Genomic DNA, 14810 nt, shown 5'->3' with positions numbered 1-14810 from the left:
TTGAATACTCCGGGCGGCACGGGTGTGCCGCCACTTATCAGGTTAATCAGTTACCCATTCCCAGCGCAGACGTAATGCGGTCAGGGTAGATATTCTTGCCGTCTTTCTTGTAGATGAAGTTCAGCAGATCAAACTCAAACAACGGCTTATCGTCGATGGTGAGCTTGTAATAGGTGTTCTTCATCGTGTAGCTGACGGAGGTGTCTTCTCCCTGCTTGCTTTCACCGCCGTCCATTTCGGTGATGCGGCCACGCAGTTCGACCTCAACCAGCAGGCTTTCACCATCGGTGTAATACTCACCGGCGAAGCGGAAGCGGGTCTCGTCGATATCGCCGCAGTAGTTCAGCAGAAGCGACTGAACCAGACCGCCAACCACCATCGTGGTATCCAGCGCGCCACTGTCCAGACCGAGATCCACAGCTGCGGATCCAATCATCCCGCCGCCCTGAAAATCTTCCGTCTTGCGTGTCAGCTTTGGCAGCGTTACGGAAGATACTTTGCCGATGCAATTGCTGCCGTTCACAAAGCAGGTGAACAGGCGCAGTTTGTGAGGGACCGCCATTTATGCACCTCCCAGCGAAGAGAACGCCGATTCAAAGTATTCATCAGTGAAGGTCTGGTACATCGTCAGATCCTCCATCGGCGGAACCGGCGTATATTTATAGCGAATGCGCACCTGACCCTGTCGAAGCCCGGTTGTCGGGTTATCCAGGATATCAAACCAGCATTCAGCGCCGATTAGCCGCCCCTGCGTCACCAGCGAGCTGAGTTTCCCGCTGATACCGCTGACCACGTCCTTGACGTTGGCCGGGGTAAGCGGTTCGTCAATGGCCTCAAACTGCGCTTCCGCAATGCTGTCAGCCAGAATCTGGGCGGTACGGGTATAAACCTCAAAGATGTAATCTTTGGTATCCGTGACGCGGTTTCCCCAGAACCGGAATCCGTTACGCTTGATGAGCGTCGTGATCTCCTTGTTGTTCAGTTCGTTCGCGTCGCTGTCTTCTGCCTGAAGCGACCAGAAAACATCCTGAGAAATACCCAGCACGTTGTTGACTGATACGTTGGAAAGCGATTTATGCCAGCCTTGATTGTTGTCAATCAGCGCACGCAGGCCGCAGGCATACGCCGGGGCCGGGAAGGTTTCGTTTTCTCCGGTCAGCGGGTTATAGGCGATGAAATCAGGCCAGATAAGCATAAGTTCGCGGTAGGCGAAGGTTGCGCGATAGGTGATGGCTTCAGCCATCGTTTTGCAGCCGTAACAACTGGCGTAGACGAACGCGCGCAGGTTCTGTGCAATAACGCACAGCGCGGAGGTCACTTCTTCCGTGTCGTATCCCGGCACAGCCAGAATACGCGGACGATAGCCGACTTTCTGTTCAGCCGTCAGAAACGCGTACATACCGGTATAGCTGCCGTCTTCAGCCGTACCGCCCATGATGAGCTGCGACTGCGTTTTACCGCCTTCCTCTTCCGTGGCCGCTGCCACGCGCACAACGATAACCTTCGGACTGGTCTGGTCAGCGATGGCCTTAAGCGTTTTGTACAGGGAGCCGGTTTTACCCGCCTTACCCAGCACGTTGTTAACCCGCGTCACTAACACGGGGGTATTCAGGGGAAAGGCTTCCGCATCGGCATCATCCGCCACGGCGACGACCCCAATGACATTCGATTCAATGTCATTGATAGCCGCCACAAGGTCGGTATTCTCCCGGATGCGGGCACCATGAAAGCGAGATTCCGCCATAGTTTCCACCATTACGTTATTGAGTTCGCTGTGATAATCCCTCATGTCTGACCGCCACTCACGCTATTGCGGGTCTGACCGGACGGCGACAACAAAAACCGATTTTGACTCTTCCGCGCGCGTGCGATCCTTCGCCGGAAGAAGGGGGAAGCATGGCACTTACAGACCTGAGCAAATCACTTAACGACGCCGTCAGCAGTTATAACGATTCACTGACCGAGGCGGTAAAAAGTCCGGGATTCAGTATTACGATGGGCGGCAAGGTGTTGACGCAGCTTGATGATCGGATCATGTCGTTGTCACTGACGGACAACAGGGGCTTTGATGCCGATCAGCTATCCATTTCCATTGATGACACTGACGGTATGGTTGCACTGCCGCCGCGCGGGGCTGAGCTTGCCGTATCATTTGGCTGGCTGGGTGAGCCGCTGATTTACAAGGGGCTGTACACGGTTGACGAGGTTTCTCACGAAGGCCCGGCAGATACCATTGGCGTTACTGCCCGCAGCGCTGATTTTCGTGAAGAATTCAACGTAAAGCGCGAAGTCTCATGGCATGACGTGACCGTTGAGCGAGTTGTGTCGGCAATAGCGCACCGCTACGGACTGAAGGCGCAGATCAGTGAAATGCTCATAGATATTGAGATTGATCACGCCGACCAGACGCAGGAAAGCGATATGTCATTCCTTACTCGCATGGCGGACATGCTGGGCGCAATTGCCACCGTCAAGAACGGCAGTCTGCTGTTTATCCTGCCGGGTGGTGGTGTGACCGCTGACGGGAAGGCGCTCCCCTCTGCCAGTATTGATCGCACAAGTGGCGATCGGCATCGCTTTCGTATTGCCGATCGGGATGCCTATACCGGCGTCCGGGCTTACTGGCTGGATCTCAATTTCGGCAAAAAGAAAAAGGTCAGCGTAAAGCGCCGCAAGCCTGCAAAGCCCAAAAAAGAGAAGAGCAGCAGCCGTGAGGGCGATTACATGGAGGGGCGCAGACGGTAACGTTTATGTTCTGCGCAAAACCTACCAGAATGAAGAGGCGGCGAAACGTGCGGCAGCGGCAAAGTGGCAACAGCTTCAGCGTGGCGCGGCAGAGTTTTCAATCACCCTGGCGCGTGGCCGCGCTGAGCTTTATCCCGAAATGCACGTTACGGTTAGCGGTTTTAAGGATGAAATAGATAATCAGGACTGGATTATTGCCCGCGCTGAGCACGTAATAGACGACAGCGGTTTTACCACCCGGCTGGAGCTGGAAGCAAAAATACCTGACTGGATAGCGGAAACTGAATAAAATGAAATGGAGTTCAACTCCCACAGGGGAGCCATCATTATGTTCAGATGTCCATTTTGCGGCGCTATGGCCCGCACCCGTACCAGCCGTAAAATAACCGATATGACTATCCGGCAATATCACCAGTGTCAGAATCTGGAATGTAGCCGGTCATTCACCACGCTTAACAGCGTAGAAAGGGAAGTAACAAAACGTGCGGGCACTGCACCGTTACCGCCTGATTTCATCCCGCGCGATGCTTTCCCGGCATCACATTACGGCAGAGACCAGCTTAATCTGGCCCTCTGACCACCATCAAAGTGCCCCCGTAAATCCATTCAGTGCGGGGGCAACTTCAAGCAAAACGCTTTTTCCAGAGAAAATATCTTTGATAACATCGGTCAGCATATTAATAGCGATGATGGGATAGGGATATGAAAAAGGTGTTGTTAATACTGGCTTTGGTTTCTCTCGTTGGATGTAAGCCCGGCGCTGAAAAAGCTGTTGAACTAGGTAAGTCAGAAGTTGCAGCAGATGTTAGGGATCCAGATAGCGTAAAGTTTAGATATCTTCGATTTGTTCAGGGTGAGGATTCACCTGATGGGACTATCACTGGCTATGTTTGCGGCCAGATTAATGCAAAAAATGGTTTTGGGGCTTACGAGGGATTCTCACCGTTCCTAATGAAAATAAGCATGAAATCAAAGGGCACGTTTTCTAAGGGGGTCACCTACTCTGTAACGGAGAAGAAGATCTACACCCGGTTTAGTGATCCAGTGCCAGCGTCATACAAAGACAACTGCGGCCCTGATGAGTGAGGGATGTTTCGGTAAGATGCCGGGCAGAAGCCCGGCTTTTTTATGTCGAAGTGTAGTCAAAATGTAGACGAAGATTAGAATAAATCCTTTTATTCCATTGTGTTACTGGCTGAATTTCTTCACCATCCCTGTCTTCCCCCACATGATGTGGGGGTTTTTTTTCAATAGCTTACAGATGAATCATAGGCTATTCAGTCCCTTAATAAATCGAATAAAACCCAGCTAAACCCGGTAACACCCTTAAATGTGGACACTTTGTGGACATTCCACACTCATTTTATGCCGAGCGTGGACACAATGTAGGTAAGCGTACAGCGCGAACCGTCTGGTCATAATCTGATGTATTCGACAAAGTGGTGTCCACCAAATAAGTAGTGGGAACCAAAGTGTCAGATATGCAGAAAAATGTGACCCCCGGCAGGCGTAAGGGCTGCCCTAATTATTCTCCTGAGTTTAAGCAGCAGCTCGTTGCTGCCTCCTGCAAACCCGGAATATCCATTTCAAAACTGGCGCTTGAAAACGGCATCAACGCCAATTTGTTATTTAAATGGCGCCAGCAGTGGCGCGACGGAAAGCTACTGTTACCTTCCTCAGAGAGTCCTCTGCTACTTCCTGTGACTCTCGATGCCACTGCCGTACAGCCAGAATCGCTCGCAGAAGACCCGGGGCTCAGTATCAGCTGTGAGGTAACGTTCCGGCACGGGACGCTTCGCCTCAACGGCACTGTCAGCGAAACGTTCCTGGCTCTGCTGATACAGGAACTGAAGCGATGATCCCGCTACCTTCAGGTACTAAAATCTGGCTGGTTGCCGGTATCACCGACATGCGTAACGGCTTCAACGGCCTGGCCGCAAAGGTGCAGACCGCGCTGAAAGATGACCCGATGTCCGGCCACGTCTTCATCTTCCGGGGACGCAGCGGCAGTCAGGTCAAACTGCTCTGGTCCACCGGTGACGGGCTGTGCCTGCTGACAAAGCGACTGGAACGTGGTCGCTTCGCCTGGCCCTCAGCCCGCGATGGCAAAGTGTTCCTGACGCCGGCGCAGCTGGCGATGCTGATGGAAGGTATCGACTGGCGACAGCCAAAGCGGTTACTGACGTCCCTGACCATGTTGTAGCGCTCTTTATCCTGGTTGTCGCAGAATAAGCCTGGTAAAATACGGGCTTATGAACGACACCTCTTCTGACGACATCCTTCTGCTGAAACAGCGCCTGGCCGAACAGGAAGCGCTGAACCGCGCCCTGCTGGAAAAGCTGGCCGACCGGGAACGCGAAATAGACCATCTGCAGGCGCAACTGGATAAGCTGCGCCGGATGAACTTCGGCAGTCGTTCCGAAAAGGTATCCCGCCGTATCGCGCAGATGGAAGCTGACCTGAACCGGCTGCAGCAGGAAAGCGATACGCTGACCGGTCGGGTTGATGATCCGGCGGTGCAGCGCCCGCTGCGTCAGACCCGCACCCGCAAACCGTTCCCTGAGTCACTCCCCCGTGATGAAAAGCGGTTGTTACCCACAGAGTCCTGTTGCCCGGAGTGCGGTGGTTCGCTGAGCTACCTGGGTGAGGATGCCGCCGAACAGCTGGAGCTGATGCGCAGCGCCTTCCGGGTTATCCGGACAGTACGTGAAAAGCATGCCTGCCGTCGGTGCGATCGCATCGTTCAGGCCCCGGCGCCTTCGCGCCCCATCGAACGGGGTATCGCCGGACCGGGGCTGCTGGCCCGCGTGCTGACCTCAAAGTATGCAGAGCACACACCGCTGTATCGCCAGTCGGAGATCTATGCCCGCCAGGGTGTGGTGTTGAGTCGTTCTGTACTGTCGGGCTGGGTGGATGCGTGTTGTCGTCTGCTGGCACCGCTGGATGAAGCCCTTCAGGACTATGTCCTGACCGACGGCAAACTCCATGCTGACGATACGCCTGTCCCGGTGCTGTTGCCGGGTAATAAGAAGACGAAGACCGGGCGCTTATGGACGTACGTTCGCGACGACCGCAACGCCGGCTCAGCGCTGGCCCCCGCAGTGTGGTTCGCTTACAGCCCGGACAGAAAAGGTATCCACCCTCAGACCCATCTTGCAGGCTTCAGTGGCGTACTGCAGGCTGATGCCTACGCCGGGTTCAACGAGCTCTACCGCGACGGTCATATAAAGGAAGCCGCGTGCTGGGCCCATGCCCGGCGTAAAATCCATGATGTTCACGTTCGCACTCCCTCAGCGCTCACAGATGAAGCGCTGAAACGGATAGGCGAGTTGTATGCCATCGAAGCGGATATCAGGGGAATGCCAGCAGAACAGCGGCTTGCTGAACGCCAGTTAAAAACGAAAGCGCTTCTTAAATCACTGGAAAACTGGCTGCGTGAAAAAGTGAAAACCCTGTCGCGACACTCAGAGCTGGCAAAAGCGTTCACCTATGTACTGAACCAGTGGCAGGCGTTGACATACTACGCAGACGACGGCTGGGCTGAAGCCGATAACAATATCGCTGAAAATGCGCTGCGGACGGTCAGTCTGGGGCGTAAAAACTGGCTGTTCTTCGGCTCAGACCACGGTGGTGAGCGGGGAGCGCTGCTGTACAGTCTGATCGGGACGTGCAAACTGAATGGAGTAGCTCCAGAACGTTACCTTCACCATATCCTTGACGTCATTGCTGACTGGCCGGTAAACCGGGTTGGTGAACTGCTGCCGTGGCGGATCACACTGCCTGCCGAATAACCCATCCTCGTCACGTCAATACGGTTCGCGCTATACGCTTACCAATGTAGACACTCTTAAGAGCCATTAAGCGCCGTCAGTCGCGACATTCGCCAGTAAACCACCAAGTAGAAGAACTATGCGTTACGCGCGGTTCGAAGAATATCGACGGCTTCGCGCTGGATGGTGAGAAGGACGACGAAACCGGGGAAGACCTGAAGGAAATGTCCAGGCGCGTTAGTGCGTGGACGTCGCGCTGATCAATTCGCCAGTTTCAGCAGATCGGCGGCGCGCCGGTCACCGTATATCGCGAACTTCGCCGCCTGGGCAATCGTGAACTTGTTTTACACCCTGAACTATGAAACCACCGAAAACGGCAACGCCTACGGCGATGACGTCCGGCGAATCACCGGTATCTATTGCCCGATTACGGGCAATGACTCTTTGATCTTCACCCGCACCACTCAAGACAAAATCGTGCCGAAGCGCCAGAGTGCTGACGGTGTGTCCGTTGACGTTGGTTTTTCAGGCGACAACGCCGCCCCTCGGAGTGCTGTCAATAACTGTACGCGGGATCCTGCGGCAGGTGCAGAAGGACTTGAACATGCCGATCACGAAGTGGGCGAGACGGTGAATTTTGATGCGCTTTCACGGCAGGAAAAGCGAGAACTGGTGCAGCGGTAAGTGACGATGTACGGGCTAAGCGGAAAACGCGGCCACCGGAACGAGAAGAGGGATCAGAGCTATCAGTCAAAGAGCAGCAGATTAGTGAACTGCTGGCGCTGCGTCAGTGGCGTGCGGCGATCTTTTTATGACCGTGCAAAATGGGAGGCTAGTTTCCAGCAACCGCGCAGCATCTGGGGTAGATAAATTGGCATCTGAAAAAACGGCAGTTAAGAAAAAATCTGACGAGCTTCTCAATCGTAGGAAAGTGGCTGTAAAAATTAACAGGGGTTAGTTGACAGAATCAAAATTCTGCACCATTATCCCGGTTGACAAAGTTTGATTTTTGCACTGAAAGGAAAGTGACCCGATGCAAAATTACCCATTACCTTGGACGTTTCATCCGCAGTTAACCGAAGAACGCTTATCTATCATTGCGGAGGCACTCCTTAAAGTGCAGGAAGACACTTATGAGCTTTTGTCTTCTTCGCTTGATGATAATTATACCCGCGCAACATGCACTTTTGGACGTCAAAAGAATCGAATCATCAAACTGTGCATGTTAAAAAAATTCGACTGGTTGGGGCTTTCTAATCCGAATAACGATTACACAATCACTATTGGCGGTATCCCAATTCGTTCTTTTAGCGATGATCCGACTAATCCGAAAAAGGCTAACTTCTTCCGAAAGAATAGTGTTGATCAGCTATTCGCATCAGAAGATACAATCCCTACGATTTGGCGCTTCGTTGTAGAGAAACCAGAGTTCGAAGGTGAAGGTGGGCGAGTGCATTTTGCGGGTTATAATGCGCTGGAAGAAATGCTCTCTTTATGGACGTATGGCGAAGAACGGGTAACTGTGCTGCATTCTACAGACGATACCCCGCCAGCACCTGTTAAGATTGAACTGGATGATATCAGCGCTTCTGTTCCTGAAAAGGAAAAGAAAAGCGATAACGGATAATAGTAGGTGAAAAGTGTTTAACGGTACTAATTTGCGATTGGCTCGTCTGTATCACGAGTTATCATTGGAGCAAGTAGCTGAGCGGGTCGATAAGACACGCCAGTACATTCAGCGGCTGGAATCCGGCTCGGCTGTGCCTACTCCTGAGCTTGCGAATAAATTAGCTGCCGTATTGCTGGTCACGCCTGAATTTTTCGCAGTACAAGAGCAATCTCCAGTGAATGAAGAGATCGTTCATTTCCGCAAGCGTAGTTCAACACGTATGGCTACTAAGTGGGCGACGCTCGCTAAAGCTGAATTGTATCGCCGTCTCATTGAAGTTTTTGATGAGTACTTGAATTTACCGCCAGTAAGATTTCCTGAACTGAGAGTAAATACTCAAGAGGACATAGAAAGAGCCGCAGAGAAATGCCGGGCTGACTGGGGATTAGGTTTTGGGCCGATCGACAACATGACTCGTCTTGCTGAAAAGCTGGGAGCATTTGTTACTTCTTTCGATTCTGTCTCTGATGATGTGGATGCGCTTTCTGTTCCTTTAAGTCGGCCATTCATTGTAAGAAATACGGCTAAAAAATCGCCTTGCCGTCAGCGTTTTGATATTGCTCACGAAGTTGCACATTTGATTTTGCACGAAGGTATTTCAACGGGGGATCGGGTAACTGAATCTCAAGCTAACCGTTTTGCATCAGCATTGCTTCTACCCCGATCGGCGATGGCAAAATATTTTCCACGCCCAATTGGCGGTCGTATCGACTGGCAGGGGCTAAGTCAGTTTAAACTGACGTGGAAAGTTAGTAAGGCAGCAACAATTTATAGAGCACATCAGCTTTCTCTTTTAACCGATGCCCAATATAAAACGGCATTCTTCGGTTTAAAGCGTAAGGGGGAAGCCATTGATGAAAAAGAAGATTATTTGATTCCTAATGAAAAGCCAGAGCTATTTCATAAGGCAATGAAGTTTCTCTTAACGGATCTGTCAGTTGATGTTGAGTCATTAGCCAAGCGTTTGTGTATTACTCCAGCTATGTTAGCGGAGTTAGCGAACGATAATTCGTTAGTTTTTGCCCCAGAAATCGCTACCGAAAATGTTGTTTCTTTATCTGCTTATCGAATGAAATCTGCATAATTCGATAACCAATGAAACCCGCTTCGGCGGGATTTTTTTTTGCGTCAAAAACACTGCAAAAAATTGCACATTAATGCACAAATATTTCGGCATTCGTATTATCAGGGCAGGCCAGACCAGACGGGGCGGGCCTTCCGGTTGCACAAAAAAGCGGGGTTTCTGCGTGCGGGCGAGGCGGGGGAATGAGCGCGCGCTGAGGGATAGGGTAGGTATTATCTGCGCCGATTTTCGCGCCGCTGCGCCTCGCTGTTGCGTCGTTTTCGGTTCGTCGTGTTGAGGAAAAGCCCCTGCCAGCGGGCTGCTGAGGGGCTTACGTGCGGTGTAGTCGGTTGCGGCCGTGCTGGCCGTTACACGGTGGTGGTGGGTGTGTCCGGGCTGGCGTCAGATCGCTGCCTGCAACAGTGTGTAAGGGTTGAAGCGCACCACGTCGATCCCCAGCCAGTCCTTTAACTCTTTCAGGCTTTCTTGTATCGGGGCCAGTTCGCTGATGGAAAACACCTTCGCCGCCACCTGGCTGAATGGCATAATTTGCCGGCCGTCTCTTTTCCCGCCCGCCGCGTAGACAAACAGGTTTTTAAAAGCACCGTTACCGCGTGCGTCTTGCCGCGACCTTTTAAACTTTTCTGAATCGTTCCTGTCTTCCCCCACATAATGTGTGGGGGGTATCCTGATTTTTATTGCTTCAAAAGATGACCATTTAATTAGAACTCACCTTTCCCGCTTTTTACGCATAATTATTGATAGACTACGTTGATTGCGTTGAATTTACACTCTTGTGCAGATTTATCGCAGTCATAAAAACGCTCAAGTCTGGAGTTGGATTCAGGGATCCAGACAGCAGCATCATCGATAGAGACGATCAGATTAGACAGTTTCTTTTCTTCACCCTGCAGGCTATAAGTCAGATCGATTTCTTTTCCATTAGACAGGGCATACGTACAATTGACCAATACGCCTTCACTTAAGCCTTTTTTGGCAAAATAAAGGGCATTGGTAAATTTCTTGACCGTTGATTGGGCGTGAATTGACGAGTTCCAGCTACCCTGCCAGCCTTCCTGCGTTACCGGGGCGGTGAAATGGTTACCTTCCCAGGTAATACTCTCTGGCGCCGGGCAGTTCATCGGCGCAATGGGGTGCGCAGCGACAGCGGAAATGGCCGGAGTGAGCAGTGCCAGTGATAATACCAGCGTTGATGTTACTTTCATGAATGTTTCCTTTAAATTGTAAATAATAAATAAATATTCTTCACATAAAAAAGTATAAAAATACGCCATGCTCTTCAATCTCTTTAGTGTGCATTTTTAAGCTCGAATCTATTTTTTAGTGCATTGGGATTTTCTTATATTCTTATGGTTTATTTGTTGTTACTTTGTTATTCACCGGAGATATTCTTATGTCACCCTATTAATATCTGCATGGTGAATATTTCAATGTTTTGTATTGATTATGTGTATCATCACAGGGGGCGATGATACGTTATACTAGCGCCATGGCATGTCAGGAGTGCTTATGAATCAATCCTATGGACGGCTGGTGAGCCGGGCAGCAATTGCTGCGACAGTCATGGCGTCGTGTTTGTTGATCATCAAAATCTTTGCGTGGTGGTATACCGGTTCGGTCAGTATTCTGGCGGCGCTGGTAGACTCGCTGGTGGATATTGCGGCCTCGCTGACCAACCTGCTGGTGGTACGCTATTCACTGCAACCGGCGGATGACGAGCATACGTTTGGGCATGGCAAAGCGGAATCACTGGCCGCGCTGGCGCAAAGTATGTTCATTTCCGGCTCTGCGCTGTTCCTGTTTTTGACCGGCATCCAGCATTTGGCGTCTCCGACACCGATGAAAGATCCAGGCGTCGGCGTGGTCGTTACACTCATTGCGCTTATAAGCACACTTGTTCTGGTAACGTTCCAGCGATGGGTGGTACGCAAAACGCAAAGCCAGGCTGTACGGGCGGATATGCTTCATTATCAGTCTGATGTTATGATGAATGGCGCTATTCTTATTGCGCTCGGTTTGGCCTGGTATGGCTGGCATCGGGCTGATGCGTTATTTGCGTTAGGCATTGGGGTCTATATTTTGTACAGCGCCTTGCGAATGGGATACGAGGCTGTGCAATCGCTTCTCGACCGTGCGCTCCCCGATGCAGAACGTAATGAAATTTTTGCTATTGTGTCCAACTGGCCCGGCGTCAGTGGCGCTCACGATCTTCGTACGCGGCAGTCAGGGCCGACTCGCTTCATTCAGGTTCACATTGAGATGGAAGACAATTTGCCACTGGTTCAGGCTCACGTTATAGCTGACCAGGTGGAGCAGGCGATTTTGCAGCGTTTTCCTGGGTCCGATGTCATCATCCACCAGGATCCCTGCTCGGTTGTACCGGGATATGTTGAGCTTTCGTAATACGTTGTAAAAAAGTGAGCCAGACCAGCATTTTGTGGATAAATTACCACCATATGGCCTGACCTGAATCAATTCAGCTGGAAGTGATTGATATACTATTTGCAGTATTCGTTGGTCGAAAAGTTTCTTCCGGCAACAGATTTCAATTTTGCATTCCTAAGTTCAGAGGTAGTCATGATTAAGAAAATCGGTGTGTTGACAAGCGGCGGTGATGCGCCGGGCATGAATGCGGCAATTCGTGGGGTTGTCCGTGCAGCGCTGACGGAAGGCCTGGAAGTGTTTGGCGTCTATGACGGTTATCTCGGCCTGTATGAAGATCGCATGGTGCAGCTAGACCGTTACAGCGTCTCTGACATGATCAACCGTGGCGGTACCTTCCTTGGCTCGGCGCGCTTCCCGGAATTCCGTGATGAACACGTGCGTGAAGTGGCTATCGAAAACATGAAAAAACGTGGCCTGGACGCTCTGGTAGTTATTGGTGGCGACGGCTCTTACATGGGTGCAAAACGTCTGACTGAAATGGGCTTCCCCTGTATTGGTCTGCCAGGCACTATTGATAACGACATCAAAGGCACTGACTATACCATCGGTTATTTCACTGCGCTGGGTACCGTTGTTGAAGCGATTGACCGTCTGCGCGACACCTCTTCTTCTCACCAGCGTATCTCCATCGTCGAAGTGATGGGCCGTTACTGCGGCGACCTGACGCTGGCCGCGGCAATCGCCGGTGGTTGTGAGTTTGTGGTGGTGCCGGAAGTCGAGTTCAGCCGCGAAGATCTGGTGAACGAAATCAAAGCCGGCATTGCGAAAGGGAAGAAACACGCCATTGTCGCGATCACCGAGCATATCTGTGACATTGACGAGCTGGCGAAGTACATCGAAACCGAAACCAAACGTGAAACCCGTGCGACCGTGTTGGGTCACATCCAGCGTGGCGGCTCCCCGGGCCCATACGACCGCATACTGGCTTCCCGGATGGGTGCCTACGCTATCGATCTGCTGCTGCAGGGCTTTGGCGGTCGTTGCGTCGGTATTCAGAACGAAAAACTGGTCCACCATGACATTATCGACGCTATCGAAAATATGAAGCGTCCGTTCAAAGGTGACTGGTTAGACTGCGCTAAAAAACTGTATTGATCCCCAGGCCCTCTTCTTTTTGAAGAGGGCTGTTATTCCCCTACGTTATAGCCAATCTTTTTTTATTCTTTAATCATTGTAATCCTTTCTGGCACGCTGCATTCATCAAAACACTACATAAGAGAGCTGGGCGATGAATAAGTGGGGCGTGGGTTTAACATTATTGCTGGCATCAACCAGCGTTCTGGCTAAGGATATCCAGTTACTGAACGTGTCATACGACCCGACGCGTGAACTTTACGATCAGTACAACAAAGCTTTTGCGGCGCACTGGAAGCAGGAAACGGGTGACAATGTGGTTGTTCGTCAGTCTCACGGCGGTTCCGGGAAGCAGGCGACCTCGGTGATCAACGGCATCGAAGCCGACGTCGTCACCCTGGCGCTGGCGTATGACGTGGACGCCATTGCCGAGCGTGGCCGTATTGATAAAAACTGGATTAAGCGCCTGCCGGATAACTCCGCGCCATACACCTCAACCATCGTTTTCCTGGTGCGTAAAGGCAACCCGAAACAAATTCATGACTGGAACGACCTGATAAAGCCAGGCGTGTCCGTCATCACCCCGAATCCTAAAAGCTCTGGCGGCGCTCGCTGGAACTATCTCGCGGCCTGGGGCTACGCCCTGCACCACAATGACGGTGATCAGGCCAAAGCTCAGGTGTTCGTGAAATCATTGTATAAGAACGTTGAAGTTCTGGATTCCGGGGCGCGTGGCGCAACCAATACCTTTGTTGAGCGCGGTATTGGCGATGTGCTGATCGCGTGGGAAAACGAAGCGCTGCTGGCGACGAACGAGCTGGGTAAAGATAAGTTCGAGATAGTGACTCCGAGCGAATCTATTCTCGCGGAACCGACCGTTTCTGTGGTCGATAAAGTGGTCGAGAAGAAAGACACCAAAGCGATTGCGCAAGCGTACCTGAAGTATCTCTACTCGCCAGAAGGCCAGGAAATTGCGGCGAAAAATTTCTATCGTCCTCGTGACCCGGCTGTCGCGAAGAAGTATGAAGACGAATTCCCGAAACTGAAACTCTTCACCATTGATGATGAGTTCGGCGGCTGGACGAAAGCGCAGAAAGAGCACTTCTCTAACGGTGGTACCTTCGACCAGATCAGTAAGCGCTAAGCGCTTTATAAAGAACGACACGGCGACCCGGTGCGAGAAATCCACCGGGTTTTTATTTGGTCATCATTTTGCGTTACGCTTTCGCCTCTATCGAAAACAGAGAACGCGTTGTGAAAAAAATCATCTTACTCATTCTGATTGTCATCGCCCTGGCCGCTGGCGGCTGGTATTGGATGAAAGCGGGCAATCCAGACGCGTTACGCCGTATCGTTCTTGAGCAGTGTGTACCTAATCAAATTCAGAACCGTAACCCGGCGCCCTGTGCTCAGGTAAAAACTGATGCGGGCTACGTGGTGTTTAAAGATCGCAACGGGCCGTTGCAGTATCTGCTGATGCCAACTTACCGCATCAACGGCGCGGAAAGTCCGCTCCTGACCGAGCCTCACACGCCGAATTTTTTCTGGCTGGCGTGGCAATCGCGTAGCTTTATGAGTATGAGGCGAGGTGCAGAGGTGCCTGACAGCGCCATTTCGCTGACGATCAACTCGCCAACAGGCCGGACACAGAACCATTTCCATATTCATATCTCCTGCCTGCGTACGGACGTACGCGAGAAGCTTAATGCCGCTCAAGGTCAAATCAGCACCCAGTGGCTGCCGTTTCCAGGCGGACTGGAAGGGCATGAATATCTTGCCCGCCGGGTAACCGAAAACGAGCTGGTGCAGCGCAGCCCGTTTATGATGCTGGCGGAAGAGTTGCCCGAAGCGCGTGACCACATGGGGCGCTTTGCACTGGCGATGGCGCAGCAGTCAGACGGTTCGTTTGTGTTACTGGCGACCGAGCGTAATTGGCTCATGCTTAACCGCGCCTCGGCGGAGGAATTGCAGGATCATCAATGCGATATTCTGTGATGACTCACTATGAATAGTGTTACTGTTT

The 14810-nt window shown here is 51.7% G+C and carries 14 protein-coding genes and 3 pseudogenes; 13 read left to right on the top strand and 4 right to left on the bottom strand.

What is annotated here, in order from left to right; genetic code table 11:
* Positions 1–46: 46 nt before the first annotated feature.
* Both NL510_RS22615 and NL510_RS22610 read right to left on the bottom strand, forming a co-directional pair.
* On the bottom strand, positions 47–562 hold the full coding sequence (locus NL510_RS22615) for a phage major tail tube protein (protein ID WP_006117904.1): 516 nt from the start codon (positions 560–562) through the stop codon (positions 47–49).
* On the bottom strand, positions 563–1744 hold the full coding sequence (locus NL510_RS22610; protein WP_253385072.1) for a phage tail sheath subtilisin-like domain-containing protein: 1182 nt from the start codon (positions 1742–1744) through the stop codon (positions 563–565).
* 152 nt (positions 1745–1896) lie between these two features.
* Here NL510_RS22610 and NL510_RS22605 point away from each other — a divergent pair.
* The 9 genes and pseudogenes from NL510_RS22605 (at position 1897) to NL510_RS22565 (ending at position 9268) form a co-directional block, all read left to right on the top strand.
* Positions 1897–3034 (top strand): annotated as a pseudogene (locus NL510_RS22605) (phage late control D family protein).
* A 39-nt stretch (positions 3035–3073) separates the two neighbouring features.
* Positions 3074–3322, top strand: a complete 249-nt coding sequence (locus NL510_RS22600; RefSeq protein WP_064767481.1) for an ogr/Delta-like zinc finger family protein — start codon at positions 3074–3076, stop codon at positions 3320–3322.
* A gap of 125 nt (positions 3323–3447) precedes the next feature.
* The gene (locus NL510_RS22595; protein ID WP_253380550.1) at positions 3448–3831 is read left to right on the top strand and encodes a hypothetical protein; all 384 of its coding nucleotides are present in this window, start codon (positions 3448–3450) and stop codon (positions 3829–3831) included.
* A gap of 395 nt (positions 3832–4226) precedes the next feature.
* Positions 4227–4604: an IS66-like element accessory protein TnpA gene (tnpA, locus tag NL510_RS22590; protein WP_253380548.1), complete on the top strand. Its 378-nt coding sequence runs from the start codon at positions 4227–4229 to the stop codon at positions 4602–4604.
* A complete protein-coding gene (gene tnpB, locus NL510_RS22585) occupies positions 4601–4948 on the top strand; it encodes an IS66 family insertion sequence element accessory protein TnpB (RefSeq protein ID WP_052908738.1) in 348 nt (115 codons plus the stop codon). Before tnpA ends, tnpB begins: the two co-directional genes overlap by 4 nt.
* Before the next feature lie 49 nt (positions 4949–4997).
* Entirely contained in the window at positions 4998–6536 is a 1539-nt protein-coding gene (gene tnpC, locus NL510_RS22580) for an IS66 family transposase (protein ID WP_253377880.1), read from the top strand.
* 134 nt (positions 6537–6670) lie between these two features.
* Positions 6671–7473: pseudogene (locus NL510_RS22575) on the top strand (replication endonuclease); the annotation flags it as partial.
* Between the two features lie 75 nt (positions 7474–7548).
* Entirely contained in the window at positions 7549–8142 is a 594-nt protein-coding gene (locus tag NL510_RS22570) for a hypothetical protein (RefSeq protein ID WP_253380546.1), read from the top strand.
* Positions 8143–8155: 13 nt separating this feature from the next.
* Positions 8156–9268 carry a helix-turn-helix domain-containing protein gene (locus NL510_RS22565; RefSeq protein WP_253380544.1) on the top strand — a complete coding sequence of 371 codons (1113 nt, stop codon included), beginning with the start codon at positions 8156–8158 and terminating at the stop codon, positions 9266–9268.
* Positions 9269–9649: 381 nt separating this feature from the next.
* Here the strand turns inward: NL510_RS22565 and NL510_RS22560 are convergent.
* Both NL510_RS22560 and NL510_RS22555 read right to left on the bottom strand, forming a co-directional pair.
* Positions 9650–9907: pseudogene (locus tag NL510_RS22560) on the bottom strand (phage portal protein); the annotation flags it as partial.
* Between the two features lie 95 nt (positions 9908–10002).
* Positions 10003–10473 (bottom strand): DUF3757 domain-containing protein, encoded by a 471-nt coding sequence (locus NL510_RS22555; protein WP_253380542.1) that lies wholly within the window; start codon positions 10471–10473, stop codon positions 10003–10005.
* Positions 10474–10777: 304 nt separating this feature from the next.
* On the opposite strand from NL510_RS22555, the gene fieF reads away from it, so the two are divergent.
* The 4 genes from fieF (at position 10778) to NL510_RS22535 (ending at position 14782) form a co-directional block, all read left to right on the top strand.
* Positions 10778–11671, top strand: a complete 894-nt coding sequence (gene fieF / locus NL510_RS22550) for a CDF family cation-efflux transporter FieF (protein WP_253380540.1) — start codon at positions 10778–10780, stop codon at positions 11669–11671.
* Positions 11672–11845: 174 nt separating this feature from the next.
* Positions 11846–12808: a 6-phosphofructokinase gene (pfkA, locus tag NL510_RS22545; protein WP_253380538.1), complete on the top strand. Its 963-nt coding sequence runs from the start codon at positions 11846–11848 to the stop codon at positions 12806–12808.
* A 133-nt stretch (positions 12809–12941) separates the two neighbouring features.
* Entirely contained in the window at positions 12942–13931 is a 990-nt protein-coding gene (locus tag NL510_RS22540; protein ID WP_253380536.1) for a sulfate ABC transporter substrate-binding protein, read from the top strand.
* Between the two features lie 110 nt (positions 13932–14041).
* Entirely contained in the window at positions 14042–14782 is a 741-nt protein-coding gene (locus NL510_RS22535; protein WP_253380534.1) for a CDP-diacylglycerol diphosphatase, read from the top strand.
* Positions 14783–14810: the final 28 nt, after the last annotated feature.

This window comes from unidentified bacterial endosymbiont (assembly GCF_918797525.1).
Classification (GTDB): domain Bacteria; phylum Pseudomonadota; class Gammaproteobacteria; order Enterobacterales; family Enterobacteriaceae; genus Enterobacter.
This window is presented reverse-complemented; position numbering and strand designations above follow the sequence as displayed.

What these genes read in the sequence shown, in the direction of transcription:
- tnpA (WP_253380548.1), top strand. Translation starts at nt 4,227, where the DNA reads ATGCAGAAAAATGTGACCCCCGGCAGGCGTAAGGGCTGCCCTAATTAT.
- tnpC (WP_253377880.1), top strand. Translation starts at nt 4,998, where the DNA reads ATGAACGACACCTCTTCTGACGACATCCTTCTGCTGAAACAGCGCCTG.
- NL510_RS22570 (WP_253380546.1), top strand. Translation starts at nt 7,549, where the DNA reads ATGCAAAATTACCCATTACCTTGGACGTTTCATCCGCAGTTAACCGAA.
- NL510_RS22610 (WP_253385072.1), bottom strand. Translation starts at nt 1,744, where the DNA reads ATGGCGGAATCTCGCTTTCATGGTGCCCGCATCCGGGAGAATACCGAC.
- NL510_RS22555 (WP_253380542.1), bottom strand. Translation starts at nt 10,473, where the DNA reads ATGAAAGTAACATCAACGCTGGTATTATCACTGGCACTGCTCACTCCG.
- NL510_RS22600 (WP_064767481.1), top strand. Translation starts at nt 3,074, where the DNA reads ATGTTCAGATGTCCATTTTGCGGCGCTATGGCCCGCACCCGTACCAGC.
- NL510_RS22595 (WP_253380550.1), top strand. Translation starts at nt 3,448, where the DNA reads ATGAAAAAGGTGTTGTTAATACTGGCTTTGGTTTCTCTCGTTGGATGT.
- NL510_RS22540 (WP_253380536.1), top strand. Translation starts at nt 12,942, where the DNA reads ATGAATAAGTGGGGCGTGGGTTTAACATTATTGCTGGCATCAACCAGC.
- tnpB (WP_052908738.1), top strand. Translation starts at nt 4,601, where the DNA reads ATGATCCCGCTACCTTCAGGTACTAAAATCTGGCTGGTTGCCGGTATC.
- pfkA (WP_253380538.1), top strand. Translation starts at nt 11,846, where the DNA reads ATGATTAAGAAAATCGGTGTGTTGACAAGCGGCGGTGATGCGCCGGGC.
- NL510_RS22615 (WP_006117904.1), bottom strand. Translation starts at nt 562, where the DNA reads ATGGCGGTCCCTCACAAACTGCGCCTGTTCACCTGCTTTGTGAACGGC.
- fieF (WP_253380540.1), top strand. Translation starts at nt 10,778, where the DNA reads ATGAATCAATCCTATGGACGGCTGGTGAGCCGGGCAGCAATTGCTGCG.